Here is a 24,534-nt window from a genome sequence, read left to right as displayed (position 1 = left end):
GAGTGGATTAGATAATGACTGCCGTTGCGTTGATGTCGCCCGAGTGGGCACGCGCGTACCGCGACCTGTGGAACGACTCGGCCGAGATCCGGCAGGGTGCCAAAGAATTGAGCATGCTGATCGAATGGCGAGTACAGGACGCCAACGACCAGGTCTCACAGTTGGAGATCACCGATGGTGAGGCCGTCTACGGCGGGGTGCAGATCCAAGGGCGAAAGGCTGACTTCGTTCTGACTGCAACCGCGAGCGTCTGGCACCGGGTCGCGGACGGCGAGCTCGGCGTAGCGAACGCCATCGCGACGCGCAAGATCAAATTCGTGGGCCCGGTCAAGGTGGCGATGGCGAACATGGCGGTGCTCGGCGCCGGACTCCGCCTCCTAGGTCAGGTCGACGGACTCGTCTGGGGAGACTGAACATGGCAGCTTCTCCACGGTGGCAGTGCGACCGGGCGGCGGGCGCGTCCGGGGCCATTCAGTTTCACGGGGTGATTACGGATGAAGATGGTCGACCAGTTCCTAACGTCCTGATCGAGACCTGGCACGCCGCGGGGGACGACGACAACGCGGCGACGAAGATCGGACGGCCGCGGTGCGACGGCCGGAACTACACCCGCCCAAAGAGCGTCATCACCGACCAACAGGGTCGTTACAGCATGAGAATGGTGCCGCCTCGAGCACCCGAGCACGGGGCAGCGCCGTTCATTGCGGTGTCGGTGCATACTCGAGGGCTTCTCGATCGGCTGATAACCCGCGCCTACCTTCCAGGGTGCCATCTCGCCAAGGACCCCCTGCTCCGCCGCCTGCCCGCCGAGCGGCGGCAAGCCCTGATTGCCACCCGCGACGACATCGGACTTCGTTTCGACATCACGCTGCGGCCAGCACACGGCGTGAGGGTTGAAACCTTTGTTGAGCCGCAACAGGAAGCTGCGACGTGACCGTGTTGCCGGCTTCAGGCGATCGGGGGCGGTCCGGCCTCACCATGCCTGCTGTCATCGACGCATTTCGGCCGTGCTGTTGGGGCAGGCCTAGCCGCGGTGAGGGAGATTCCGGTCCCAGACGCGCACCTCAGCAACCTTATGGGGGCTTCTGAGTGAAGGGCCTTTCGCTCCGTAGCAAGGTTGAGAACCTCCCGACAGCGGCTGACGTCAAAGCTCTGAAACCACTCAGCATCATTGGCGGGCTCTACGCGATGACGCTGGACATGTTCGTGGCGATGGTCAAACCACCGTTCCAATGGCGCGAGTTTCTGCTCCAAACATGGTTCGTGGCGCGGGTTTCCATGGTCCCTGCGCTGACGTTGTCGATTCCCCTGGTTGTCCTGACGTCATTCACCTTCAACACGTTGCTCGCCGAATTCGGTGCCGCCGACTTCTCGGGGACCGGCGCAGCATTGGGCGCGGTCAACCAGATCGGCCCCTTCGTGACCGTCCTTGTCGTCGCGGGTGCTGGCGCTTCGGCGATATGTGCCGATCTCGGGTCGCGCACCATCCGCGAGGAAGTCGATGCGATGCGGGTGCTTGGCCTTGACCCGATCCATTCCCTGGTCGTCCCCCGGGTGCTGGCGACGACCACGGTCGCGGTCCTTCTGTCATCTGTGGTGACCGTGACCGGTCTCCTCGGAGCCTTCTTTTTTTCGGTCTACTTCCAGCATGTGACACCCGGGTCGTTCGTTGCCAGCATGACCCTGATCACCGGCCTCAGCGATGTCGTCGTCTCTCTCGTCAAGGCCGCGCTGTTCGGTTTCGTAGCCGGTCTGATCGCGTGCTACCAGGGCTTGCGTGTGCAAAAAGGCGCGGCCGGCGTGGGTAATGCGGTCAACGAGACCGTTGTAATCGCGTTCCTGTTGCTGTTCGTCGTCAACGCCATCGTCACCGCAGTCGGATTCGAGGTCACGAAATGAGCGCCAGCGTCGTGTTACGACAGAGACTTCCGCGTAGCGCTCGCGCTCTGAGCGGGTCGAGGGCCAGGTGGAAGGCTCTCGGTGATCAAGCCCGTTTCTACGGTCAGTCGATCGCCTCAATCGGGCAGGCGGTGAGCATCTACCGGGCTGAACTGCTGCGCCAGATCGCCGCGATTGGTCTGGGCGCGGGCTCCTTGGCGGTAGTGGGTGGCACCGTGGCGGTGGTTGCCTTCCTCAACTTGTCGACCAGCGGCGCCTTGGCAAGTCAGGCCTACAACCAGATGTCTCAGGTCGGTGTGGAAGCCTTGGCGGGTTTTACCTCTGCCTTCGTCAACGTTCGGTTGGTCACCCCAGCCAGCTCGGCTTTCGCGTTCGCTGCGACGATTGGTGCCGGTACCACCGCGCAGCTGGGCGCGATGAAGATCAACGAGGAGATCGACGCGCTGGCGGTGATGGGCATCCGTCCAATCGCCTACCTGGCGTCAACCCGTGTGGTCGCCGGCATGATCGTGGTAGTTCCTCTGTACTGCGTAGCTTTATTGATGTCGTTCTTTTCGGTGCGTGTCATCACCACCGTGTTTTACGGGCAGGGGTCCGGCGTATTCGACCATTACTTCGACACCTTTCTCGATCCGCAGGCCGTGTTCTACTCCGTCGGCGTCACGGTCGCCGAAGTACTGGTGATCATGCTGATCCACACGTATTACGGACTCAACGCCGCCGGCGGCCCCGCGGGCGTGGGTGAAGCGGTCGGACGTGCCACCCGGACATCGTTGATCGCGTCGCAGATGGTGATTCTCCTGGTCACCCTGGCCCTCTACGGCCAGACCGGCAACTTCAACTTCGCGGGGTGACGCGGTGACGCACGGAACAGGCGCTCGTCGAATCTCCTCCGAGTGGTGGGCGGGGTTCTTGGTCGTGGGCATCGTCATGGCGGTGGTGCTGAGTTTGAGCATGTTCAGCGGGACATTCACCCCGACAGTGCCGGTGACGCTGACGGCGGACCGATCGGGCCTGGTGCTGGAGCCCAACTCGCGGGTCAAAATGCGCGGTGTGCAGGTCGGGCACGTCAGCTCGGTTAGTGGCGGAGATTTCACGCGCATCCAGCTGGACATCGACCCGGCGCAGATCCAGTACATCCCAGCCAACGTCGAGGCGCGCATCCAGTCCATCTCCCTGTTCGGTGCGAAGTTCGTCGATCTTGTCTACCCGTCCGACCCCAGCCCGCAGCGGCTGTCCGCGGGAGCAGTGCTGCGATCGCAGAACGTCGCCACGGAGGTCAACACCGTGTTTCAGAACGTGGTGCAGCTGATCAAACAGATCGACCCGTTCAAGCTCAACGCCGTGCTCAGTGCGCTCGCCGAGGGGGTGAGAGGACAAGGTGACAGGATCGGTGAGGCGATCACCGCGAGCAATGAGGTTCTGCTGGAGTTGAATCCACGCACCGACACGTTGCGCGAGGACTTCCGCGCGCTCAAAGGTGTCAGCGACACCTACAGCGCCGCGGCAAAGAACATCATCGACACCCTGGCCGCCGCGACCACCACCAGCGCGACAGTCACCAGCCATGCCCAGCAACTCGATGCGCTGCTGCTCAACGTAGTGGGGCTGTCGCGCAGCGGAGTGGACCTGCTAGGGGCCAGCAAAGACAACCTGGTGACTGCGGTCAACCTGCTGGAACCCACGACGAACTTGCTGATGAAGTACAACCCCATGCTCACCTGCTTGTTCGTCGGCGCCAAGACCACTCTGGACTCCGGCTATGCCGACATGCTTGGCGGAAACGGCAAGTCTCTCATCATGGACGCGGAGCTGTTGCCGGGATACGACCCGTACCGGTATCCGAAAAACTTGCCCATCAACGCTGCTAAGGGCGGGGAAGGAGGCAAGCCCGGGTGCGGCTCGCTCCCCGACGTCGCCCAGAACTTCCCGGTGAGACAGCTGATCGCCAACACCGGCTTCGGCACCGGATTGGATTGGCGGCCCAATCCCGGCATCGGATTCCCCGGGTACGCCAACTACTTCCCGGTGACTCGGGCGGTCCCCGAACCGCCGAGTATCCGCTACCCGGGCGGCCCGGCGCCCGGTCCCATGCCCTACCCCGGTGCGCCGCCCTACGGCGCACCGCAGTACGGCCCCGACGGAACGCCCCTATATCCCGGGGTCCCGCCACCGCCGTCACGGGGACCCACACCACCGTGACCGCCCGCCACGCAAATGGTTCGAAACATACCCGCAGATGTCGGAGGGGAGCTTAGCCGTGACCAATAGAGTGTCGGCTGTCTTGTGGCGCCTCGGCATCTTCGTGCTCGTGTGCGCTCTGGGTGCATTTGCCCTCTTTGCCGTCTTCGCACAGCTGCGCTTCGAGCGCGAACAGACCTATACCGCTGTCTTCACCAACGTCAGCGGACTGGAGAGCGAGGATTTCGTCCGCATCGCCGGTGTGGAGGTCGGCAAGGTCCAAACCATCACAGTCCGCGATGACTCGACGGTGCAGGTCGAGTTCGGGGCCGACGACTCGGTGGTACTCACCGACGGCAGCCGCGCTGTCATCAAATACGACAACCTGATCGGAGACCGCTACCTGGCGATCGAGGAAGGCGCGGGCGGGACCAAGAAACTGCGGCCCGGCGACACAATTCCGTTGAATCGCACCGCGCCGGCACTGGATCTGGACGCCGTGATCGGTGGGTTCCGGCCGCTGTTCCGCGCCCTGGACCCCACACAGGTCAACGCTCTCACCAGCCAACTCATCGCAGCTTTTCAGGGTCAAGGCGCCACGATCGGTTCCATACTGGCTCAGACTGCAGCGCTGACGAACACTCTGGCCGACCGAGACGAGCTGATCGGGCAAACCATCGTCAACTTGAACGCGGTGCTGGGATCGCTGGGCGAGCACAGCGAGCAATTCGGCAAGGCTGTCGACTCGCTGTCGCAGCTCGTGCACGGGCTGCAAGCCCGCAAGCAGGACATCAGCAACGGAGTGGCCTATGCCAACGAGGCTGCCCGGTCGATCGCCGACCTTCTCGCACAAGCCCGACCACCGCTGCAGAAAACTGTGCACGAGACCGATCGAACCGCGACCGCTGTGCTCGCAGATCGTGACTACTTCGACAACCTCCTCAATACATTGCCTGATGCCTACCGAGTACTGCTGCGGCAAGGGCTCTACGGCAACTACTTCGCCTTCTACCTGTGCGATCTGCTGCTGAAAGTGAATGGAAAGGGCGGACAACCCGTGTACATCAAGATGGCGGGACAAGACAGCGGCAGGTGCACACCCCAATGAAGCCGTTCGCGGAGCGCAACTTCGTTCTCATGGGAGCCATCGGGGTCGTGGCCACCGCCGCCCTGGTCCTCGGCGCGCTCAACTACGACAAGCTGCCGTTCGTCTCCTCCGGCAAGACCTATTCGGCATATTTCGACGAGGCTGGTGGACTGACCACCGGAGCTCCGGTGCGGGTGTCGGGCGCTCCCGCCGGCCAAGTCGAGAGCATCACGCTCGACGGGCAGTGGGTACTGGTCAAGTTCACGGTGGCCGACGGTATCCGGCTGGGGGACCGCAGCGAGGCGTCGATCAAGACGACCAGTGTGCTTGGCAATAAGGTCCTTGATCTCACGACCCGCGGCGCGGGGACACTCTCCGGCGCCATCCCTGTCGAGCGGACGACCTCACCGTATCAATTGCCGGACGCCCTCGGAGACCTTACGACTACCATCAGCGGGCTCGACACCGAGCAACTGTCAACGTCGTTAGCAGTGCTGTCCCAGACGCTCCAAGACACCCCCGATGACCTGCGCCTCGCCGTCGCGGGTGTCGCACGTTTCTCGGAAACTCTCAACCAGCGCGATGCCCGGCTGCGCGAACTGCTCGCGAACGCCGCCAAGGCGACCACCGTCCTGGGCGAACGCACTACCGACATAGTGCGTCTGATCTCCGACACCAATGCGTTGCTGGCGCAGCTGCGTTCGCAAAGCGCTGCGCTGGATGAGATCTCGACGAACATCACTCAGCTCAGTCGGCAGATCGCCGGGTTCATTGCGGAAAACAAGACGACGCTCAAACCCGCCCTCGACAAGCTCAACGGGGTTCTCGAGATCCTCGACAACCGCAAGGTTCAAATCCAAGAGTCCATCAAAGGGCTGGCAGCCTATGCGATGCAGTTCGGCGAGACCATCGCAGCCGGCCCCTTCTTCAACGCCTACCTCGCCAACCTACTGCCCGGACAGTTCATTCAACCGTTCGTCGATGCGGCGTTCTCCGACCTCGGTCTGGATCCCAACGTGCTGCTACCTTCCGAGCGCGACGACCCCCAGGTGGGCCAGCCCGGCACTCCGGCGCTGCCGATTCCCTATCCGAGGACCGGCCAGGGTGGCGACCCCAAGTTGACGCTGCCCGACGCGATCACCGGAAATCCGGGCGATCCCCGCTACCCGTACCGCGAACCCGTGCCGGCCCCTCCGCCAGGTGGACCCCCACCAGGTCCGCCCGCATCCCCACCAGCCGATCAGCACGGCCCACAGCCGCCCAGCCCAAGCCCGGTCTTCGTGCCGGCGCCCGGCGAAGTCGCGCCCGGACCAACAGATTCCTCGATTCCCCAAGGCAGACCATGACGAAATCTCGGACCAAACTCGGATTGGCCATCGTTTTGGTGGGCCTCATCGCCGGCGGGTCGATTGCGGTGGCGCGCGCGGCACAGCAGTCCGATCGCCTGCACGTCGTCGCCTATTTCGACAACAGCAACGGGGTGTTCGTCGGCGATGATGTCCGCATCAAGGGCGTTCGCGTAGGCGGAATCGACGCCATCGAACCGCAGCCCACACAAGTCAAGATTGCCTTCTGGGTCGACGCGAAATACACGGTGCCCGCCGATGCCAAAGCCGTCATCCTGTCGCCGACACTGGTGACCTCCCGCGCCATCCAATTGACTCCCGGCTACACCGGTGGCCCGACGCTGCACGACAACGCCATCATCCCCAGGGAACGCACCGCGGTTCCAGTGGAGTTCGACGAAGTCCGCCAACAGCTCGAACGGCTGACGACACTGCTGCAGCCCACCGAGCCCGGCGGAGTCAGCACGCTGGGCGCCCTGGTCAACACCGCCGCCGACAACTTGCGCGGCCAAGGCCCGGCAATACGCGACGCCATCATCAAGTTGTCCCAGTCGGTGTCCGCGCTAGCCGATCACAGCCCGGACATCTTCACCAGCGTCAAGAATCTTTCGACACTCGTGTCTGCGCTGCAGGACAGCACCGTCCTGATACGTCAGCTGAATCAGAACCTCGCGTCGGTCACCGGGCTACTGACCAACAACCCGACCGAAGTCGGGGATGCGGTGAAGAATCTCAATGACGTGGTGAGCGACCTGACGGCCTTCGTCGCCGCAAACCGCGAGACGATCGGCGCCACGTCGGACAAGTTGACGTCGGTCTCACAGGCACTGACGGACAGCACCGACGACATCAAACAGCTGCTGCATATCGCGCCGACGACGTTGTCCAACGCCGCCAACCTCTACAAGCCCGCCCAGGGCACGCTCACCGGAGCCCTCAACGTCGCCAACTTCTCGGATCCGATCACCTTTCTGTGCGGCGCAGTACAGGCCGCGTCGCGACTGAACAACGAACAGTCGGCGAAGTTATGTGTGCAGTACTTGGCGCCGATCATCAAGAACCGCCAATACAACTTCCCCCCGATCGGGGTGAACCCCTTTGTCCAGGCCAGCGCCCGGCCGAATGAAGTCACCTACAGTGAGGACTGGATGCGCCCGGATTACATTCCGCCGCAGCCGACGTCGCCGCTCGGCGCAACGGCCTCCGACCCGAATGCGCCGCCACCGCTTGCCGGGCCAGCGCTGCCAGCCGAAGCCCCGGTGCCGGTTCCCGGCCCGTCGGATCAGCAGACCGATCCGGCCGCCGGGCTGCCCGGCATGATGATTCCGCCCGGGGGCGGCTCATGACGAGGAAGCGCTGCGTTCGCGCCGGCGCAGTGATCGTGATCGCACTGACCATCGCCGCGCTGTCGGGATGCGGTTTTCGCGGCCTGAACTCCTTTCGGCTGCCCGGGACGCAAGGCAACGGGAAGGGCTCCTACACGATCCAGGCCGAAATGCCCGATGTCGAAAATCTGCAGCCGAACTCGCGTGTCCGAGTGGGCGACGTCAATGTGGGCACCGTCACGAAGATCGAGCGTCGAGGCTGGCATGCGCTGCTCACGCTCGCACTCAATGGCGACGTCGATCTTCCCGCCAACTCGACCGTGTCGCTGGGTCAAACCAGCCTGCTGGGCTCACTGCACATCGAGTTGGCACCCCCCACCGATGTTCGCCCGGCGGGAAAACTTCGGGCCGGTTCGCTGATCCCGCTGACCTCGGCTGGGGCCTACCCGTCCACCGAACAGACCCTGGCGTCGGTATCCCTCCTGCTCAACGGCGGCGGAGTGGGGCAAGTACAGGACATCACCGCAGCAATCACGTCCGCGCTCGGAGGCCGGGAAGAGGAATTCCGCAGCCTGCTCACACAGCTGGACACCTTCACCGCCAACGTCAACGGTCAAATCGGCGACATCATCGCGGCCACCGAAAGCCTCAACAATCTGGTCGCCCAGTTCGCGGCACAAAAACCAGTCATCGACAAGGCCCTCGAAACGATTCCCGACGCGCTTGCGGTCATCAACGCCGAACGCGACCAGCTCGTGGAGGCGGTCGACCAGCTCGGCAAATTCAGCGCGCTGGCCGCCGACTCAGTCAACCAGTCCCAAGAGTCGTTGATCCAAATCCTGAACGACCTGGGACCCGTGCTGGAATCACTGGCGAACGCCGGTCCCGCGCTCACCCGTTCACTGAACTTGTTCACCACGGTTCCGTTCGTGAAAGACAACCTCACCAAGTGGTGGCGCGGTGATTACGCCAACATCACCACCATCGTCGACTTGACATTGAGTCGCATCGACGCGGCGCTGTTTACCGGTACCCGGTTCGAAGGCAAGCTCACCGAACTGGAACTGCAGTGGGGCCGAACGATCGGGCAACTGCCCAGCCCCTACACCGCGCGAAATCCGCTGATCGTCCCCTACCGGTTGGACCAAGGACCGTAATGTACCTGAGTAAACGAGTCCGGTTGCAGCTGGCCGTGTTTGGAGTGGTGACACTGTTGGCCGGTGGAAGCATGGCCTTCTACTACCTTCGGCTGCCGAGTCTGCTCTTCGGTGTCGGCCGCTACCAAGTCACCATGAAGCTGCCGGACGCAGCGAGCCTGTACGACAACGCCAACGTCACCTACCGGGGCGCGACGGTGGGTCGGGTCACAGACGTCCGACTCAGTGACACCGGAGTCGATGCCGTGCTGTCGCTGCAGTCGGACATCAAGATCCCGGCGGACCTCGAGGCTCGCGTGGGCAGCCAGACCGCGGTCGGGGAGTTGTTCGTCGACCTCGTCCCGCGAAGCGGTGACGGTGCGCCGCTGAAGAACGGCGACGTGATACCGGCCGACCGCACCTCGGTCCCCCCCGACATCAACGCACTGCTGCGGGCTGTCAACACCGGTGTCCAGGCGATCCCGCGTGACAACCTCAAAACGGTGATCGACGAGTCCTACACGGCGTTCGGCGGCTTGGGCCCCGAGCTTTCACGGCTGACGCGGGGTGCCGCCACGCTGGCCATCGATGCGCGCAAGAACCTGCCCGCGCTGATCACCCTCATCGACGAGGCCAAACCCATCTTGGATACCCAGACCGACACCTCCGACTCCATCCAGACCTGGGCGGCCAATCTCGCTCAAATCACCAAACAGCTGCAACTCCAGGATGAATCGGTGCAGGGCTTACTGGTCAACGGACCCCCCGCCGCTGACCAGGTACGTCAGCTGTTCGACCGCGTACGGCCCACTCTGCCCATCCTGCTGGCCAATCTGGTCAGCCTCGGCGAAGTGGCGCTGACCTATCAACCCAACCTCGAGCAGCTCCTCGCCCTGTTCCCGATCGAGATCGCCGGTCTCCAGGGTGCCGCGCTGGCCAACCGAAACACCAAACAGGACTACAAGGGCGTGTTCTTGTCCTTCAACCTGAACCTCAATGTGCCCCCGCCGTGCAGAACGGGATACCTACCCGCGCAACAGCAACGCTCACCGACTGAGGTGGATTACCCACCGAAGCCTGCCGGTGACTTTTACTGCCGGATACCACAGGATTCCGGCCTCACGAACGTCCGCGGGGCTCGCAACCTGCCCTGTGTGACTCGGCCGGGAAAGCGCGCGCCGACGGTGAAGATGTGCGAAAGCGACGAAAACTACGTACCACTCAACGACGGCACCAACTGGAAAGGTGATCCGAACGCGACGCTGTCCGGTCAGCCGGTTCCGCAGCTGCCGCCGGGAACGCCGCCCACCCCTGTGCCGGCGACCGCCCCGATTGCGATTGCCGAGTACGACCCGAGCACCGGCAGCTACATCGGACCTGATGGCAAACAGTACCGGCAAGCGGATTTGGGCCGGAACGCCGCCGGGCTGCACACCTGGCAGGACATGCTGCTTCCTCCAGAGGACGGTGAACCGTGACCACCCGCACGACCGAAGACCCCGCCCGCGACAATCCCACACTGTGCTCGACTGCCCCTGATGACACCCTCGATGTCGGCCCCGACGAGGGCGCTGACGGTGCGGGCGCCGACGGCGACGACCCCGAAGGCGGCGTCAACGACGAACAGCAGCGGGACGCCAATCGCGCCTGGCGAAACCCAATGCCGCCGCAGCGACTCGCGCTTGTGATGGGATTGGTGGCGGTCATGACGATGGCCGCACTGACCAGTTGGCTGGGCTACCAAGCCCACCAAGCGCATCAAGCCTCCGAACAACGCCAGTTGTTCGTGCAGGTCGGACGTCAAGGCGCACTGAATCTAACCACGATCGACTGGCAGCACGCCGACGCCGATGTCAAGCGCATTCTCGACTCGGCCACCGGCACGTTCTACGACGAGTTCTCCCAGCGGTCACAACCGTTCATCGACGTGGTCAACAAAGTAAAGTCGAAATCGGTGGGCACCATTACCGAGGCCGGCTTGGAATCGCAGTCCCGTGACACAGCCCAAGTGCTGGTCGCGGTCAGTGTGAAGACCACGGTCGGCGATGGGCCAGAACAGGAACCCCGAGCATGGCGAATGCGCGTCACGGTGCAGAAAGTCGGCAACGATGCGAAGGTCGCCGACGTGGAGTTCGTGGCATGACGAATTCACCAGCGAAAGTCGAGCCCGATGACGGCGAGGCCGACCACTCCGCCAAAGCCGACGACCAACCGCCATCACCCGAGAAAACATCGAAAAGCGCGTCGGGATGCGAGGCCGACGTAGCGCCAGAATGCCAGGACCCCGACGATGTCGCCTCGACAGACAATCGTGGCGGCACTTTCGTGCGGACGCTCGGATTCTGGCTCTTGCCCTCTATCGCGTTGTTGCTCGCGCTGGGCGCGGCCTACTTCAAGTATCAAGAAGGAACCGCCAGTGACGAGGATCGCGCCCGCGTTGAAACCGTTCAGGTCGCCACCGAAGCTACGGTCGCGATGCTGTCCTACACACCCGAAACGGCAGCCGAGAAATTGAAGGCTGCGCGGGATCGACTGACGGGACCATTTCGCGGTTCATACACATCGTTGACGGAGGATGTCGTCATTCCTGGGGCACAGCAGCAACGAATCTCAGCCACCGCCAGGGTGTCAGCCGCCGCCTCCGTCTCCGTAAGCAAGAACCGTGCCATCGTCATGGTGTTCGTCGACCAAACCACCACTGTGGGCAAAGACGCGCCGACAGAGACCGACTCCGTAGTCCAGGTCAGCCTCGACAAGGTCGGATCCCACTGGTTGATATCGGGTTTCGAGCCGAAATGAGCACCATCCAAACTTCAGGGTCGGGGTGGCCCCCGAGTCCGCCGATAACAACGTGTGAGGAGTGACCTTGAGTGCCGTGCGCGCAGTGAGACCATTTAGCATCCACGTCGCCGATGACGTTCTCGACGATCTACGAACGCGTCTTTCGCGGACCCGTTGGCCGGAAGCCGAATGTGTACCGGACTGGACCCAGGGCATCCCGCTCGGGTACACCCGCGAACTGGCCGCCTATTGGGCCGACGGATACGACTGGCGGTCCCGTGAAGCCGCCCTCAACCGATTCGATCAGTTCGTCGTCGAAATCCACGGCGTGGACATCCATTTCATCCACCAGCGATCTCCGCACCAAGAGGCTTTTCCGCTGGTGATCACCCACGGCTGGCCCGGCTCGATCGTGGAGTTTCACAACGTGATCGAGCCGCTGACCAACCCGACTGCCCACGGGGGACGGGCCGAGGACGCCTTCCACGTGGTGTGCCCGGCGCTTCCGGGCTACGGTTTCTCCGGCAAGCCCACCAACGCCGGCTGGGGTGTCGGGAAGATCGCGCAGGCCTGGGAGACGCTCATGCTGCGCCTTGGCTACCAGCGCTACGGCGCCCAGGGCGGCGACTGGGGCGCAGCGATCACCACACAAATGGGCCGCAACCGCGGCCACTGCGCCGCCATCCATCTGAATATGCCGATCGCTTACCCTCCAGCGGGCGGCATCACCGATCCGACCGAGGAAGAACAGCTGGCCCTGGCCGCCCTAACGACTTATCAGCGTTGGGAGACAGGCTATTCCGAGCAGCAGTCCACCCGGCCTCAGACCGTCGGCTACGGACTGGCCGATTCGCCGGTCGGCCAGATGGCCTGGATCGTCGAGAAATTCGCAGCGTGGATGGACTGCGACGGCCATCCCGAGAACGTGCTCAGCCGCGATGAGCTCCTCGACAACGTCATGATGTACTGGGCTACCAATAGTGGCTCCTCCTCGGCCCGGTTGTACTGGGAGAGCTTCAAGACCCTGGACGCGACAACTCGTGTGGAATTGCCCACTGGTATTGCTGCCTTCCCCAAGGAGGTCCTGCGCGCACCGCGAAGTTGGTGCGAACCGATCTACAACATCACCCATTGGACGACCATGCCGCGCGGCGGGCACTTCGCCGCTCTGGAACAACCGAGGCTCTTCGTCGACGACATCCGCGCATTCTTCGAATCCGTGCGGTGATGCGGCCAGCCGGCAGGCAACGAAGCTTTGGGAGCACGCTTTCGATGAGCTAAACTTTCTGTATTGCGGAGATATTATCTGCTAGCAAGAGGATGCCCGCTGACAAGCACGTGTCAACTATCAAGGAGGCGATGAGTGGTAGACGACCCACGGAGTGCAGTCATGAGAACGTGGACGCTCCCGCTAGGTGACGCAACTTTGCAGGGCCAAAGCGTCTACGACGTGGAGGATCCGTGTACCGGCGACGTGCTGACCCAGGTGCCCGACTGCAGCAGTGAGGATGTCGACAGGGTGGTGGCGACTGCACATGCCGCTCAACGCGATTGGGCGCTGCGGACGCCTCGCCAGCGCGGCACCGCGCTGCGGGCTTTGGCGACACTCATGCGCGATCACTCTGAAGAGCTCGCGCTGCTCGACGCAATTGACGGCGGCTTTCCACTGCCTGCGATGCGCGACGACGTCACGTGGGCGGCCGACGTGCTCGAGCTGATGGCAGACGACGCGCTCGACCTCGGCGGACGGACTATCCCGCTCTCGGCGAACCTGCACTACACGCTGCAGCAGCCCTACGGCGTAGTCGCTCGAATCGTCCCCTTCAATCATCCCGTCCTATTTGCAGGATCCAAGATCGCCGCTCCGCTGATGGCGGGGAACGCCGTGGTGCTCAAAGCTCCCGATCAAACACCGTTGTCGGCCATCCGGCTCGCCGAGCTCGCCAGGGAGGTCCTGCCCGAAGGCCTATTCGGGGTGGTAACCGGGCACGGGGCAACTGCCGGCGCCGCGTTGGTTGCCCATCCACTAGTCCGGCGAATCGGCTTCATCGGCTCCCCGGGCACGGGCCGACATATCCAGCGCTTGGCGGCCGAGCACGGCGTCAAATACGTCACGCTGGAACTCGGCGGCAAGAACCCGATGATCGTCATGCCCGACGCCGACCTCGAGGCGGCTGCCAAAAGCGCCGTGGTAGGGATGAACTTCACCACCACCGCGGGCCAATCATGCGGATCAACAAGCAGACTGCTGCTGCACGAAGCGATCGCTGACGAGGTGATTGATCTGGTCGTCGATCAGGTCGCTGCCATCAAGGTAGGCGACCCGCTCGTTGACGGCACGGACATGGGACCCGTCATCGACCAAGCGCAATACTCAAAGTCGTTGCGGGCCATCGAGTCAGGACGGGCGGGCGGCGCCAGCGTACTTACCGGTGGAGGACGCGCGCAGGGTGTTGGTAGCAAAGGCTGGTATGTCGCCCCGACCGTATTGGCTGGAGTGGCACCACAAGCCGATGTCGCCCGCGACGAGATCTTCGGGCCCGTTCTTTCGGTGCTGACCGTCCGTGACGAAGCCGAGGCTGTCGAAGTTGCCAACAGCGTCGAGTTCGGGTTGACCGCCGCGGTGTGGACCAACGACGTAAGCCAAGCCCACCGCATGGCTGCGGGACTTGATGCCGGCTACGTCTGGATAAACGGCAGTGCACGCCATTACTGGGGGTTGCCCTTCGGCGGTTGGAAATCGTCAGGTGTTGGATCCGAAGAGTCCACGGAGGAACTGTTGTCCTACACCCAAGTCAAGGCAGTAACCGTCACCTTGGACTGAACTGCGTCGATGCGCTGGAAGGCGTCGACAGCGGACGGTGACCTTTCTCGCAGTCGAAATCCTGTGGGAGAACTGCTATTTGACGTAGGGCGTCAGTCGGCCGTGCATCGGCGCCCCAGACGATAAGCGACCGATTAGAAAATCGACTCGGGACACGGCATCGCGCCGTTGCGGGTATGTGACACGCGGCTGTTTCCCCCGGAACCCCTCCGATGCCCGCGGCGGCGGCTATGTCCGGCGTCGGGTCGGGCAGCACGCAATCGACTGGTACACGCCGACTTGCGCTAGCATCAGTTGTAGTTTCAAAATAGTTGTGTGAATGAAACTGTTGTCGAACGACTGAGCCGCCGGCACAAGGCCTTCGTCCTGGCGTCCTGCTGCCTGAGCGTGCTCATTGTGTCGATCGACGTGACCATCGCCAACGTTGCAATCCCGAGCATCCGCGCCGACCTTTCGGCGTCGCCTTCGCAAATGCAGTGGGTCATTGACATCTACACCTTGATGGTGGCCTCGCTATTGCTGCTCTCGGGTGCCATGGCCGACCGATTCGGTCGGCGGCGTACGTTGCAGATCGGGTTGACAATCTTTGCGTCGGCCTCCCTACTGTGCAGCGTGGCTCCCAACGTCGAAACGCTGATCGGCGCCCGCTTCCTGCAGGCGATCGGCGGTTCGATGCTCACTCCTGCTGGGTTGTCGATCGTCACGCAGGTGTTCACCGGCAGAGTGGAGCGCGCGCGCGTCATCGGCATATGGGGGGGCGTCGTAGGCATCTCGATGGCCTTGGGTCCGATCATGGGCGGAATACTTCTCGAGTATGTTGACTGGCGAGCAGTGTTCTGGATCAACGTGCCGATCTGCGCGCTTGCGGTGCTGTTGACCGCGATCTTCGTTCCCGAATCCAAGTCGGTCACCATGCGCCACGTCGACCTGATCGGCTTGGTCCTGGGCATGGCCTTCCTGTTCGGACTGGTGTTCGTACTCATCGAAGGGCCAGGGATGGGCTGGACCGACACCCGCGTCGTCGTTAGCTGTTGCCTCGCAGCGCTGGCCTTCGCGACATTCCTGCGCTACGAGTCACGCCGCCTCGACCCGTTCGTCGAGCTCCGATTCTTCCGCAGCATCCCGTTTGCTTCGGCGACGGCCATCGCGGTGTGCGCATTCGCTGCATGGGGCGCGTTCCTGTTCATGATGTCAATCTATTTGCAAGGGGAGCGCGGGCTTTCAGCGGTGAACACCGGGCTGATGTTTCTGCCCGTGGCCGTCGGCGCATTCATCTTCTCGCCCTTGTCTGGCCGGCTGGTGGGGCGATTTGGTGCCAGACCGTCGCTGATGATCGCCGGCGCATTGATCGTCGCCGCGACTCTCATGTTCGCGCAGATGAGCGACGCTACCCCGCAATGGCAAATGCTGGTCGCCTTTGCGGTTTTCGGCGTCGGTACTTCGATGGTGAACGCACCGGTCACAACCGCGGCCGTCAGCGGTATGCCGACCGACCGCGCCGGTGCGGCGGCGGCTATCACATCCACGAGCCGACAGGTGGGCGTCGCCATCGGTGTGGCCATATGCGGCCCGGTCGCTGGTGCGGCATTGGGCGACACCAACGTCGATTTCGCGGTCTCCGCCCAGCCCCTATGGCTAGTGTTCGCTGGAGTTGGTGTGCTGATCTTCACGCTCGGTGTCTACTCGACGTCGAAGCGCGCGCTGCGCTCAGCAGAGCATCTGGCGCCGCTGATCGCAGGAACCGATCCGCGACGGGAGGCTGCCGATGTCGCGTAATCCGGAAGCGGACGAGGTCTGGCGCGCGATGACCGCACTGGTCACCGACAACCGCGACAGTTGGAGGCGAGCGACCGTCGACCAGACGGGCCTACCTTTCAGTCGCATCCGGATACTGCTCCGGCTGTCCCGCGGGTCGATGACCGTCAAAGAGGTCGCGCACGCCGTGACAATCGATCCCCCGGCGGCCACGGTGGCCGTCAACGATCTGGAGGACCGCGGCCTAGTCATGCGTCAGACTATTCCCACCAACCGGCGGTACAAAGTGGTATCACTGACCGACGCCGGCTGGTCGATGGTGGCCACCATCAATGCGGTCGACGACCCGGCTCCCGAAGCGCTTGCGGCACTTGAGGGTAATGAACTGAGGGCGCTGCGCGATGCGATAGCAAGAGTCAGCGCCGCCCGCCAAACACTGAATGAAAGCCGCGGCCGGATCGCTCAACGAACGACTCTCAGTCCGGCCTAGCGAACCTGCAACATGCCAGGGTCGCTGTGGGGTCTGCAGAAGTCGGGTCAGATGGCGGGATTGGTGGACCAAGGGCCGCGACTGTCGAGAAGAACTCTGTTCGGTTGGAGTCCTGGGTGGCAGACGTCGGTCTGCGAGGGGATGCCGGCTGATACCGCCGTTACCGCGGTGGCCTAAATAATAGCTTGCAAACAGTTGTCATCCTATGTAAGCTTCCGTGTGGCATAGCCCACATGAGTGCTCACGTTCTAGGGGCACAAATCGATAGGAAGGTGCGCCCGGTGGATTCGATGGCGCCTGATGCGACGACAATGCGAACCTTAGAGAATGCGCGCGGCTCCATCCTAAAGGGTCGCCTCCCTGCGTCTCTCATCGCTAATGCAGCGCTTTACGAGCTTGAATTGAAGCGAGTATTTGGTAGGACCTGGCAGTTTCTCTGCCACGAAGACGAGATCCCCAATGCGGGTGACTATGTAGTGCGCTACATCGCTGATAACTCAATTATTGTCGCGCGGCAGCAGGATATGACGATTCGGGCGATGTCGAACTCGTGTCGGCACCGCGGCACGCTGCTTTGCCGAACCGAGTCTGGGAATGAGTCGGCGTTCCAGTGTCCGTACCACGGTTGGACCTATCGAAACAACGGTGATCTCATCGCGATACCTGCGCAGCAGGCAGTGTACGGTGCTGCGTTCGACAAGAGTCGGCTAGGGTTGCGCGCTCTGCCGATGCTGGACTCGTACGCGGGCCTTGTCTTCGGGTGTGTGTCGGATGAGGCGCCGGGACTGGATGAGTACCTCGGGACATGCGCTGGTATCTCGACTTGATGATGAAGAAGAGCCCGACCGGCCTTGAGGCGTGGGGTGCCCCGCAGCGTTGGGTGATTGACGCGAACTGGAAGACCGGCGCCGATAACTTTGTTGGGGACGGCTATCACACGGTCATGACGCACCGTTCGATGTGTGAGCTGGGGTTGTTACCGCCCGATAATGTGGCCGTTTCGCCGGCCCACGTCAGCCTATCGGGCGGGCACGGGGCGGGCGTTCTAGGCGCACCACCCGGCATACCCGCACCGCCGTACATGGGCTATCCCGAGGAAGTCGTCTCCGGTCTCAGCGAGGGTTACGGCGATGACGTCCATGGCGAGTTGCTGAAACGGACGATGTTCATTCATGGCAATGTGTTCCCGAACTTGTCCTTCTTGAACGCCTTCATCGCCAAGGACGGGGAGTCTATGCCGGTGCCCATTCTGACCTTGCGGCAATGGCGTCCCTTGGACGCAGCGCGTATGGAGGTGTGGTCGTGGTTCTTCGTGGAGCGCAACGCGCCCGAAGAGTTCAAGCAGCAGTCGTTTGAGACTTATGTTCGGACGTTCGGGGTCGGGGGTGTCTTCGAGCAGGATGACGCCGAGATATTCCAGGCTATTACCAAGGGAACACGCGGCGAGTTGGCTGGTGGTGTGGAGCTGAACCTGGAGATGGGACTGGACAATCTGGCTCCTGATCCAACGTGGCTGGGCCCGGGACGACCGTTGGCCAGTGGCTACGCCGAACAGAATCAGCGCGAGTACTGGAAGCAGTACTTCGACTATCTGGCCACACCGAGAAGGGATGAGAACGTATGACGACAACGGTGCCGCAGGATCCACCTCAGGCTGCGAGGGTTTCGCGCGACGTGCGCGAGGAAATCGAAGACTTCCTTTTCGACGAGGCCGATCTGTTGGATCGCGATGAGTTCGAAGAGTGGCTGGAATTGCTGGCACCGAATGTGCACTATTTCGCGCGCGTCCGTCAGACGCTTCGCAGAGCAGGTGGCCCGGGGTTCTCTGAGCGCTCTATGCACCTGAGTGATAACTACACGAGTCTGAAGATGCGTATTCAGCGGCACCGAACGTCGTCGGATTGGGCTGAGGATCCTCCGTCGCGGATCCGGCACTACATCACCAATGTCAGGGTCAGGTCTGGTGAGGACGGCGATGAGTACCGTGTGACGTCGAATGCGTTGCTGGTGCGCACGCGCGGGGACGAAGCCAAGGCGGAGACAGTTTCTGCCGAGCGCCGAGACATTATTCGTCGCGACGAGACGGGTTTGAAACTGGTCCAGCGCGAGATCCTGCTGGATCACACCACGTTGCCCACGCACAACCTGTCATTCTGGATCTAAGGTGCCGGTGAGCTTGACATCATTACGGCGGCGCCTCCGCCGAAACTCCGGCCCACGAACGTTGTGGCCGAGCGAATTTGGGTCTGTCCTTAAGGTAGGCCGGTAGGTGCGCGCAGCTATTTATCACGGTCGCGAAGACGTGCGGATTGAAGAGCTTCCCGACCCGAGTCCACGTGCGGGCGAAGTGGTCATCGAGGTGGCCCGAGCGGGGATCTGCGGCACAGACCTGCATGAGTACATCGCCGGTCCGATGCATGCTGCGCCAGGGGTCGTCATTGGCCACGAATATTCCGGGACGGTGGTCGGCGTCGGGTCCGGCGTGCGCGAGTTCACCGAAGGTGACCGAGTCTGCGGCGTCGGCGTTTTCGGCTGCGGTGAATGCGGCTTCTGCAAACAGGGCGCTGAAGCACTCTGCGGAGCAGTCGGTTTCATCGGCTTCGCTGTCAACGGAGCGCTTGCCCGCTACGCGTCGTTGCCGACGAAGGCGTTGTTTCGCATCCCGGATGAGATCAGTCTCGCCGAGGCTGCCGTCGTTGAACCGATCGCGTCGGCGTACCACGCTGTCCGCCGTAGCGGGTTGGCAGCGGGTGGGACCGTCTTCATCGCCGGCGCTGGCCCGATCGGCCTCGCCCTGGTGCAATTCTCACTTGCCCAAGGTGCGACTCAGGTCATCGTCAGTGAGGTTTCGGCGACGCGCCGCGTTGCCGCCCACCGGGTCGGGGCTACGCGCGTAATCGATCCTCTGGCGGAGGATGCAGTTGAGGTGGTTCGGACGTTGACGAACGGAAACGGCGTCGACATCTCCTTCGACGCTGCGGGCGTACAACCCGCGCTTGATGCGGCGTTGGGCGTGCTGCGCCCCCGCGGTCGATTGATGGTCGTGGCGATTTGGGAGGCCCCGGCCGGTATCGACATCAATCGAAGCGTCATGCGCGAAGCCAATATCGGCTTTTCATTTTGTTACGAAGCGCAAAGGCAGGTCCCGGCGATTCTTGACTTACTAGCTACGGGGGCGATCAGCCTCGGTGAACTGATCACCGACGAGATCCCGTTGGATGCCGTGGTCAGTCAGGGTCTCGAGGAACTGCGCGTCAACCGCGATGCACACGTAAAAATTCTGATCGACCCATCGGCATAGCACGACCGGTATCGCGCCGTCGATTGTCACGCCGCCCCACCAAAGGAGTTAAGTGTCCGCGAATATGGAGAGTCTGTTCGACGGTCTGACAGTCCTCGAGCTGGGGCACGTGATCGCGGCGCCTTTCGCTGCCTCGCTGATCGGCGACTTCGGAGCACAGGTCATCAAGATCGAAGACCCCGGCTCAGGCGACATGTTGCGTAGGTCCGGTCCGAGGAAAGACGGAGTGCCCCTCTGGTGGAAGTCCGCGGCCCGGAACAAGTCAAGCGTCGCTATCGATCTGCGTCTCCCCGAGGGGCAAGCGCTCGTGCGCAAAATGGTCGAACGCGCAGACGTGGTGATCGAAAACTTCCGCCCGGGAACGCTTGAGCGCTGGGGACTGGGATGGGAGGAACTGCACGCAGCGAACCCGCGGCTGATCATGTTGCGGATTTCTGGGTACGGCCAAATCGGCCCGGAGAGCGCAAAGCCGGGATACGGACGGGTCGGCGAGGCCATGAGCGGAGCGGTACACATCACCGGGCATCCTGACCGGCCACCGACGCATTTCGGTTTCTCCCTCGGCGATGTCACGACAGGAATCATGGGTGCATTCGCTGTTGCCGGAGCACTGTTCAAACGCGAAGCGATCGGGGATCGCTTCGATGGGGAATGTATCGACCTGGCTCTCTACGAATCACTGTTCCGTGGTATCGACTGGCAGGTCATCCTCTACGACCAGTTGAACTTTGTTGCCGAGCGTCAGGGCAATCAGTTCCAGGTCAGCCCGTCACCGGTGTCAGACACGTATCTCAGTTGCGATGGGGTGTGGTACACCGTGGCGACCGGCACAGTTCGGTCAGTGCAGAGCCTGCTCGAACTGCTGGGCGGCACGACTCTGCGCAACGATCCGAAGTACGCGACTCAGGAACTGCAGATGTTGCACCGCGAGGAGCTCGGCGAGATGGTTCGCCAGTGGTTCGCCGAAAACAACTCCGATATCGTCGAAAAGGCCTGCGCGAGCTCCGGTGTCGTGGCTGCGCGGATCTTCACGCCGGCAGAGATGTTCTCCAGTCCCACGTTCGCGGCTCGCCAGAGCCTGGTCGAGGTCGCCGACCAGGAATTGGGTCCGGTCCGCGTCACCGGGGTGGTACCAAGGCTGACGAACTTTCCCGGATCCGTGCGCAGCACTGGGCCCGGTCTCGGGATCCACGGCAAAGGGGTGCTGACCGAGTGGCTCGGCATGGCCGACTCGGAGTACGAGGCGCTGGTATCGAGTGGCGTCGTCGGGGCGGTCGACGTTGACGGAGAGGTTCCCGGGCATTGAGTTCGCTGCGCGACAAGGCCTGCATCGTCGGCGTTGGTCATACGGCCTACCGTCGTGATGGCACTGAGTCGGCAACGGACCTTGGCCTGCAACTCGAAGCGGCCCATGCCGCGATCGTGGATGCCGGGTTGTCGGCTGGCGAGATCGATGGGCTCATCTGCCCGATCAACGGTGGCACGGCCGAAGATTTTATCGCGAATCTCGGCCTGACGCATGTTCGTTACGCGGTGACTTCCCATACCGGAGGCGCGGCAAGTGTGGCGGCCCTGGCAACTGCGGCGATGGCGGTTTGGTCGGGCGTCGCGCGGCATGTCCTCATTCCCGCGGGCTGGTGTGGGTACTCAGGTCCGCGTGCCCGCGGGATGGCATCGAGCGCGGACATGGCGATAGGCAAGGTTGTCCGGGACTATTACGCGCCACAGGGCGCGGTGTCGGCCGTGCACCAGTATGCGCTCGTGGCCGACCGATACGTCCGCAAGTATGACGTGCCGCCTGAAGCGATGGGGGCGGTGGCAGTCGCGTTTCGTGCTAACGCGCAGCTCAACTCGAATGCGGTGATGTGCGGCCGTGAGCTGACGATGCAGGAGTATCTCGACGCTCCACCGATCAGTACGCCGTTTCGTTTGTTCGATTGCAGTCTGGAGACCGACGGCGCAGCGGCGGTGGTGGTATCAGCGGCCGATCGTGCGGCTGACAGCCCGCACCGGCCGGTGTTTGTGATGAGTGTGGCCGAAGGTCGCCCATTTCCCGTCGATGAGTTCGCCAACAGGGCCGACCCATTGGAGATTGGGCTTGCCGAGGCGGCGCCGCGCGCATTTGCCGACGCTGGTGTCACCCCGTCTGACATCGATCTGCTCGAGGTTTACGACAGTTTCACTGTCAACGTGTTGCGGCAGATCGAAGCGGCCGGGTTCTGTAAGCCAGGCGAAGCAGCGGATTTCGTTCTCGACGGATGTATCGCCGCTGACGGTTCGTTGCCCACGAATCTCAACGGCGGTTTGCTCTCCGAAGCCCACGTGCAAGGCATGAACAATCTGGTCGAGGCGGTGCGGCAGCTGCGCGGTGGTTTACCGCAGCGGCAGGTCCACAATGCGGAGTTGGCGGTAGTGACCGGTATGGGCGGCGGATGGGGTTCAGGTGCTCTCGCGATATTGCGTCGGTGACAGCGTTGTGACTGGCCGGTTCACAAGGGGACCGATGTGACACGAACGGGACCGGATGTCGCAGCACCGCCGTTGCCATCCCTGGAGGGTCTCACGGCCCAGTTCTATGAGCATTGCCGACGTGAAGAGCTGTCGTTTCAGCGTTGTTCAGGGTGCGATCGCTGGCGCCACGTTCCTCGCCTGACGTGCGCGCGCTGCGGCAGTGACGCTTGGTCTTGGCAGAGGTCGTCGGGCAGGGGAGTGGTATTCAGCTTCACGGCTGTTCACCGCGCGCTGCATCCCGGGTTCGACCAGGCCGTCCCGTTCGTGTGCGCCGTCGTCGAAATGGATGAGGGTGTGCGGATGGTGGCACGGATGGTGGGCGTAGTTGCCGACGGGACAGCGATGTTGGCGGATGCGGCCGTCGAGGTTGTCTATGTGCACGTCGCCGATGATGTTGTGCTGCCGGCATTTCGGCTCTCCGCTGCGGAAGTGCGGGGCGATGACCGCCGCTGACGAGTTGCGCGATCGTGTCGGTGAGAAGATCCACTTTCGAGGAGCCGACTCGGTGACGCAGAACGACATCCGCCGCAAACTGGAGGTTTTCACCTTTTCCTGTCCGCTGCATGACGACGAGGCGGCAGCGAAGGCGAACGGGTACCTCGGCGTTGTGGCCCCGGTGACGATGACCCCGCTGTGGGGGCTGCCGCCGTATTGGGCACCCGGACAGCCCAGTCCCTATCTGGTCGACGGGCAGGAGATGACGGGCAACATCACCGACACGCTGGCTCTGCCGTTCAGCCGATCGGTCAACGTCAGCAGCGAGTGGCAGTACCACGCACCGCTATACCTCGGGGACAGGTTGCAGGGGACTACGACGATCATCTCGGTAGAGCAGAAGCGCACCCGGGTAGGTACCGGAATCTTCCTGCAATACGAGTCAGAATACTTGAAGGTTTCGGGAGAACTGGTCGCGCGCAACCGAAATACCGTCTTCAACTACGTCCCAGACGACGCCTCGGAGCCCCGACCCGAGTCCGGCATTTCCGCGCGCTCACAGCAAGGCGACCGAGGTCGGAGCCCACGCCCCGTCGACGATGCCGATACCGGTGTCGATTGGAACACGCCACTCGAGTTCGACGACGTTACGGTCGGTGCGCAAGTGCGCGGGCCGGCCTTGGCCCTGACTTACCAGCGCATTGTGATGAACATTGCCGCGGATCGCATGTTTTCCGGGATACACCACAGCGCCGCGGCCGCTCATGCCGCGGGGCTTGCCGACATCATCTTCAATACTCGTGGCCTGGAAACTCTTTTCGAGACCGGGCTTCGTCGATGGATGGGCCTTCGCGGCAGGTTGGTGCAGCTGGGTCCGTTTAAGATGAGTGCCTCGGTTCACCCGGGCGACGTGGTGCAGGCGCGATGGACGGTGACCGGCAAGCATGCCCAGGCCGGCGCAGACGTCGTAGATCTCCAATTCGGTGTCTTCGCCGGGGATCGGCAAGCGGCGCAAGGGGTTGCCGCCATTCATCTCAACGGCAAAAAGCAATGCTGATCAGAGTTCTGTAGGAGAAGGAGGGTTCCGATGAGTGTCATCAAGGCGGACGTGGAGGTCTGCCAGGGCTACGCGAACTGTGTCGTTGCAGCGGCCGACGTCTTTGACATCGGTGATACGGGAACTGTTGTCATTCTTGATGACACGGTAGCCGAGAGCGATGAGGCGCGGATTGTCACTGCGATTCGCAGTTGCCCCGTCTCGGCTCTACGCCTCGAAACGGCCTGAGTGAGACGGCCGTGAACGGCGCAAGTATCAGGGGGTCGGATGCATGGTGGAGACGAGTCGGATCGTCGAATGTCCTTGAGTCTCAACCGACATGAGTTCTCGTGTATTGCATCCTCAATCAGGATCTGGCTCCACTTCCACTTCGACGCGTGAGATCGGTGCCCGGCAGACGCGGTGA

General features: G+C 62.7%; 23 protein-coding genes and 2 pseudogenes. All 25 read left to right on the top strand.

All coding sequences use genetic code 11. The features are described from left to right. Nucleotides 1–14 precede the first annotated feature (14 nt). The 25 genes and pseudogenes from EXE63_RS06835 to EXE63_RS06720 all read left to right on the top strand — a co-directional run bounded on the left by EXE63_RS06835 (nucleotide 15) and on the right by EXE63_RS06720 (nucleotide 24,356). Complete coding sequence (locus tag EXE63_RS06835) at nucleotides 15–413, top strand: SCP2 sterol-binding domain-containing protein (protein ID WP_168141331.1); 399 nt, start codon at nucleotides 15–17, stop codon at nucleotides 411–413. A 71-nt stretch (nucleotides 414–484) separates the two neighbouring features. Further along, the gene (locus EXE63_RS06830) at nucleotides 485–934 is read left to right on the top strand and encodes a dioxygenase family protein (RefSeq protein WP_234904398.1); all 450 of its coding nucleotides are present in this window, start codon (nucleotides 485–487) and stop codon (nucleotides 932–934) included. Between the two features lie 155 nt (nucleotides 935–1,089). After that, nucleotides 1,090–1,899, top strand: a complete 810-nt coding sequence (locus EXE63_RS06825) for an MlaE family ABC transporter permease (protein ID WP_168141330.1) — start codon at nucleotides 1,090–1,092, stop codon at nucleotides 1,897–1,899. Then, nucleotides 1,896–2,753: an ABC transporter permease gene (locus EXE63_RS06820; RefSeq protein ID WP_168141329.1), complete on the top strand. Its 858-nt coding sequence runs from the start codon at nucleotides 1,896–1,898 to the stop codon at nucleotides 2,751–2,753. The genes EXE63_RS06825 and EXE63_RS06820 overlap by 4 nt, the downstream gene beginning before the upstream one ends. Before the next feature lie 4 nt (nucleotides 2,754–2,757). Then, nucleotides 2,758–4,101: an MCE family protein gene (locus tag EXE63_RS06815; protein WP_168141328.1), complete on the top strand. Its 1,344-nt coding sequence runs from the start codon at nucleotides 2,758–2,760 to the stop codon at nucleotides 4,099–4,101. 58 nt (nucleotides 4,102–4,159) lie between these two features. Beyond that, nucleotides 4,160–5,188 carry a virulence factor Mce family protein gene (locus EXE63_RS06810; RefSeq protein ID WP_168145441.1) on the top strand — a complete coding sequence of 343 codons (1,029 nt, stop codon included), beginning with the start codon at nucleotides 4,160–4,162 and terminating at the stop codon, nucleotides 5,186–5,188. Next, nucleotides 5,185–6,513: an MCE family protein gene (locus EXE63_RS06805; RefSeq protein WP_168141327.1), complete on the top strand. Its 1,329-nt coding sequence runs from the start codon at nucleotides 5,185–5,187 to the stop codon at nucleotides 6,511–6,513. Before EXE63_RS06810 ends, EXE63_RS06805 begins: the two co-directional genes overlap by 4 nt. Further along, nucleotides 6,510–7,859: an MCE family protein gene (locus EXE63_RS06800; protein ID WP_168141326.1), complete on the top strand. Its 1,350-nt coding sequence runs from the start codon at nucleotides 6,510–6,512 to the stop codon at nucleotides 7,857–7,859. The genes EXE63_RS06805 and EXE63_RS06800 overlap by 4 nt, the downstream gene beginning before the upstream one ends. Continuing rightward, nucleotides 7,856–8,995, top strand: a complete 1,140-nt coding sequence (locus EXE63_RS06795; RefSeq protein WP_067395692.1) for an MCE family protein — start codon at nucleotides 7,856–7,858, stop codon at nucleotides 8,993–8,995. The genes EXE63_RS06800 and EXE63_RS06795 overlap by 4 nt, the downstream gene beginning before the upstream one ends. Continuing rightward, a complete protein-coding gene (locus EXE63_RS06790) occupies nucleotides 8,995–10,452 on the top strand; it encodes an MCE family protein (RefSeq protein WP_168141325.1) in 1,458 nt (485 codons plus the stop codon). Before EXE63_RS06795 ends, EXE63_RS06790 begins: the two co-directional genes overlap by 1 nt. After that, nucleotides 10,449–11,117 (top strand): Rv1363c family protein, encoded by a 669-nt coding sequence (locus EXE63_RS06785; protein WP_168141324.1) that lies wholly within the window; start codon nucleotides 10,449–10,451, stop codon nucleotides 11,115–11,117. Before EXE63_RS06790 ends, EXE63_RS06785 begins: the two co-directional genes overlap by 4 nt. After that, nucleotides 11,114–11,773: a hypothetical protein gene (locus EXE63_RS06780; protein ID WP_168141323.1), complete on the top strand. Its 660-nt coding sequence runs from the start codon at nucleotides 11,114–11,116 to the stop codon at nucleotides 11,771–11,773. The genes EXE63_RS06785 and EXE63_RS06780 overlap by 4 nt, the downstream gene beginning before the upstream one ends. A gap of 85 nt (nucleotides 11,774–11,858) precedes the next feature. Next, nucleotides 11,859–12,983 (top strand): epoxide hydrolase family protein, encoded by a 1,125-nt coding sequence (locus EXE63_RS06775; RefSeq protein WP_036349499.1) that lies wholly within the window; start codon nucleotides 11,859–11,861, stop codon nucleotides 12,981–12,983. 198 nt (nucleotides 12,984–13,181) lie between these two features. Then, on the top strand, nucleotides 13,182–14,579 hold the full coding sequence (locus EXE63_RS06770) for an aldehyde dehydrogenase family protein (protein WP_234904397.1): 1,398 nt from the start codon (nucleotides 13,182–13,184) through the stop codon (nucleotides 14,577–14,579). 315 nt (nucleotides 14,580–14,894) lie between these two features. After that, complete coding sequence (locus EXE63_RS06765) at nucleotides 14,895–16,355, top strand: MFS transporter (RefSeq protein WP_011767840.1); 1,461 nt, start codon at nucleotides 14,895–14,897, stop codon at nucleotides 16,353–16,355. Further along, nucleotides 16,345–16,824: a MarR family winged helix-turn-helix transcriptional regulator gene (locus tag EXE63_RS06760; RefSeq protein WP_011559071.1), complete on the top strand. Its 480-nt coding sequence runs from the start codon at nucleotides 16,345–16,347 to the stop codon at nucleotides 16,822–16,824. Before EXE63_RS06765 ends, EXE63_RS06760 begins: the two co-directional genes overlap by 11 nt. Before the next feature lie 233 nt (nucleotides 16,825–17,057). Further along, a pseudogene (locus EXE63_RS33430) lies at nucleotides 17,058–18,448 on the top strand (Rieske 2Fe-2S domain-containing protein). Next, nucleotides 18,445–18,987 (top strand): aromatic-ring-hydroxylating dioxygenase subunit beta, encoded by a 543-nt coding sequence (locus tag EXE63_RS06750; RefSeq protein WP_011559073.1) that lies wholly within the window; start codon nucleotides 18,445–18,447, stop codon nucleotides 18,985–18,987. The pseudogene EXE63_RS33430 and the gene EXE63_RS06750 overlap by 4 nt, the downstream one beginning before the upstream one ends. A gap of 106 nt (nucleotides 18,988–19,093) precedes the next feature. Continuing rightward, the gene (locus EXE63_RS06745; protein ID WP_071948748.1) at nucleotides 19,094–20,125 is read left to right on the top strand and encodes a 2,3-butanediol dehydrogenase; all 1,032 of its coding nucleotides are present in this window, start codon (nucleotides 19,094–19,096) and stop codon (nucleotides 20,123–20,125) included. Nucleotides 20,126–20,177: 52 nt separating this feature from the next. After that, the gene (locus EXE63_RS06740) at nucleotides 20,178–21,431 is read left to right on the top strand and encodes a CaiB/BaiF CoA transferase family protein (RefSeq protein ID WP_011767844.1); all 1,254 of its coding nucleotides are present in this window, start codon (nucleotides 20,178–20,180) and stop codon (nucleotides 21,429–21,431) included. Beyond that, nucleotides 21,428–22,594: a thiolase C-terminal domain-containing protein gene (locus tag EXE63_RS06735; RefSeq protein ID WP_168141322.1), complete on the top strand. Its 1,167-nt coding sequence runs from the start codon at nucleotides 21,428–21,430 to the stop codon at nucleotides 22,592–22,594. Before EXE63_RS06740 ends, EXE63_RS06735 begins: the two co-directional genes overlap by 4 nt. A 36-nt stretch (nucleotides 22,595–22,630) precedes the next feature. Continuing rightward, a pseudogene (locus EXE63_RS33425) lies at nucleotides 22,631–22,759 on the top strand (Zn-ribbon domain-containing OB-fold protein); the annotation flags it as partial. 75 nt (nucleotides 22,760–22,834) lie between these two features. Next, nucleotides 22,835–23,089 (top strand): Zn-ribbon domain-containing OB-fold protein, encoded by a 255-nt coding sequence (locus EXE63_RS32840; RefSeq protein WP_234904395.1) that lies wholly within the window; start codon nucleotides 22,835–22,837, stop codon nucleotides 23,087–23,089. Then, nucleotides 23,076–24,128 carry an FAS1-like dehydratase domain-containing protein gene (locus EXE63_RS06725; RefSeq protein ID WP_168141321.1) on the top strand — a complete coding sequence of 351 codons (1,053 nt, stop codon included), beginning with the start codon at nucleotides 23,076–23,078 and terminating at the stop codon, nucleotides 24,126–24,128. Before EXE63_RS32840 ends, EXE63_RS06725 begins: the two co-directional genes overlap by 14 nt. A 30-nt stretch (nucleotides 24,129–24,158) precedes the next feature. After that, a complete protein-coding gene (locus EXE63_RS06720) occupies nucleotides 24,159–24,356 on the top strand; it encodes a ferredoxin (RefSeq protein ID WP_036348106.1) in 198 nt (65 codons plus the stop codon). The last annotated feature ends 178 nt before the right edge of the window (nucleotides 24,357–24,534 follow it).

Origin of the sequence: Mycolicibacterium frederiksbergense, assembly GCF_012223425.1 — a bacterium.
GTDB lineage: Bacteria > Actinomycetota > Actinomycetes > Mycobacteriales > Mycobacteriaceae > Mycobacterium > Mycobacterium frederiksbergense.
This window is presented reverse-complemented; position numbering and strand designations above follow the sequence as displayed.

Bases quoted from the DNA above. Each gene is read 5' to 3' on its own strand.
- EXE63_RS06760 (WP_011559071.1), top strand. From the start codon at position 16,345: ATGTCGCGTAATCCGGAAGCGGACGAGGTCTGGCGCGCGATGACCGCA.
- EXE63_RS06790 (WP_168141325.1), top strand. From the start codon at position 8,995: ATGTACCTGAGTAAACGAGTCCGGTTGCAGCTGGCCGTGTTTGGAGTG.
- EXE63_RS06820 (WP_168141329.1), top strand. From the start codon at position 1,896: ATGAGCGCCAGCGTCGTGTTACGACAGAGACTTCCGCGTAGCGCTCGC.
- EXE63_RS06800 (WP_168141326.1), top strand. From the start codon at position 6,510: ATGACGAAATCTCGGACCAAACTCGGATTGGCCATCGTTTTGGTGGGC.
- EXE63_RS06725 (WP_168141321.1), top strand. From the start codon at position 23,076: ATGACCGCCGCTGACGAGTTGCGCGATCGTGTCGGTGAGAAGATCCAC.
- EXE63_RS06805 (WP_168141327.1), top strand. From the start codon at position 5,185: ATGAAGCCGTTCGCGGAGCGCAACTTCGTTCTCATGGGAGCCATCGGG.
- EXE63_RS06720 (WP_036348106.1), top strand. From the start codon at position 24,159: ATGAGTGTCATCAAGGCGGACGTGGAGGTCTGCCAGGGCTACGCGAAC.
- EXE63_RS06780 (WP_168141323.1), top strand. From the start codon at position 11,114: ATGACGAATTCACCAGCGAAAGTCGAGCCCGATGACGGCGAGGCCGAC.
- EXE63_RS06795 (WP_067395692.1), top strand. From the start codon at position 7,856: ATGACGAGGAAGCGCTGCGTTCGCGCCGGCGCAGTGATCGTGATCGCA.
- EXE63_RS06835 (WP_168141331.1), top strand. From the start codon at position 15: ATGACTGCCGTTGCGTTGATGTCGCCCGAGTGGGCACGCGCGTACCGC.
- EXE63_RS06750 (WP_011559073.1), top strand. From the start codon at position 18,445: ATGACGACAACGGTGCCGCAGGATCCACCTCAGGCTGCGAGGGTTTCG.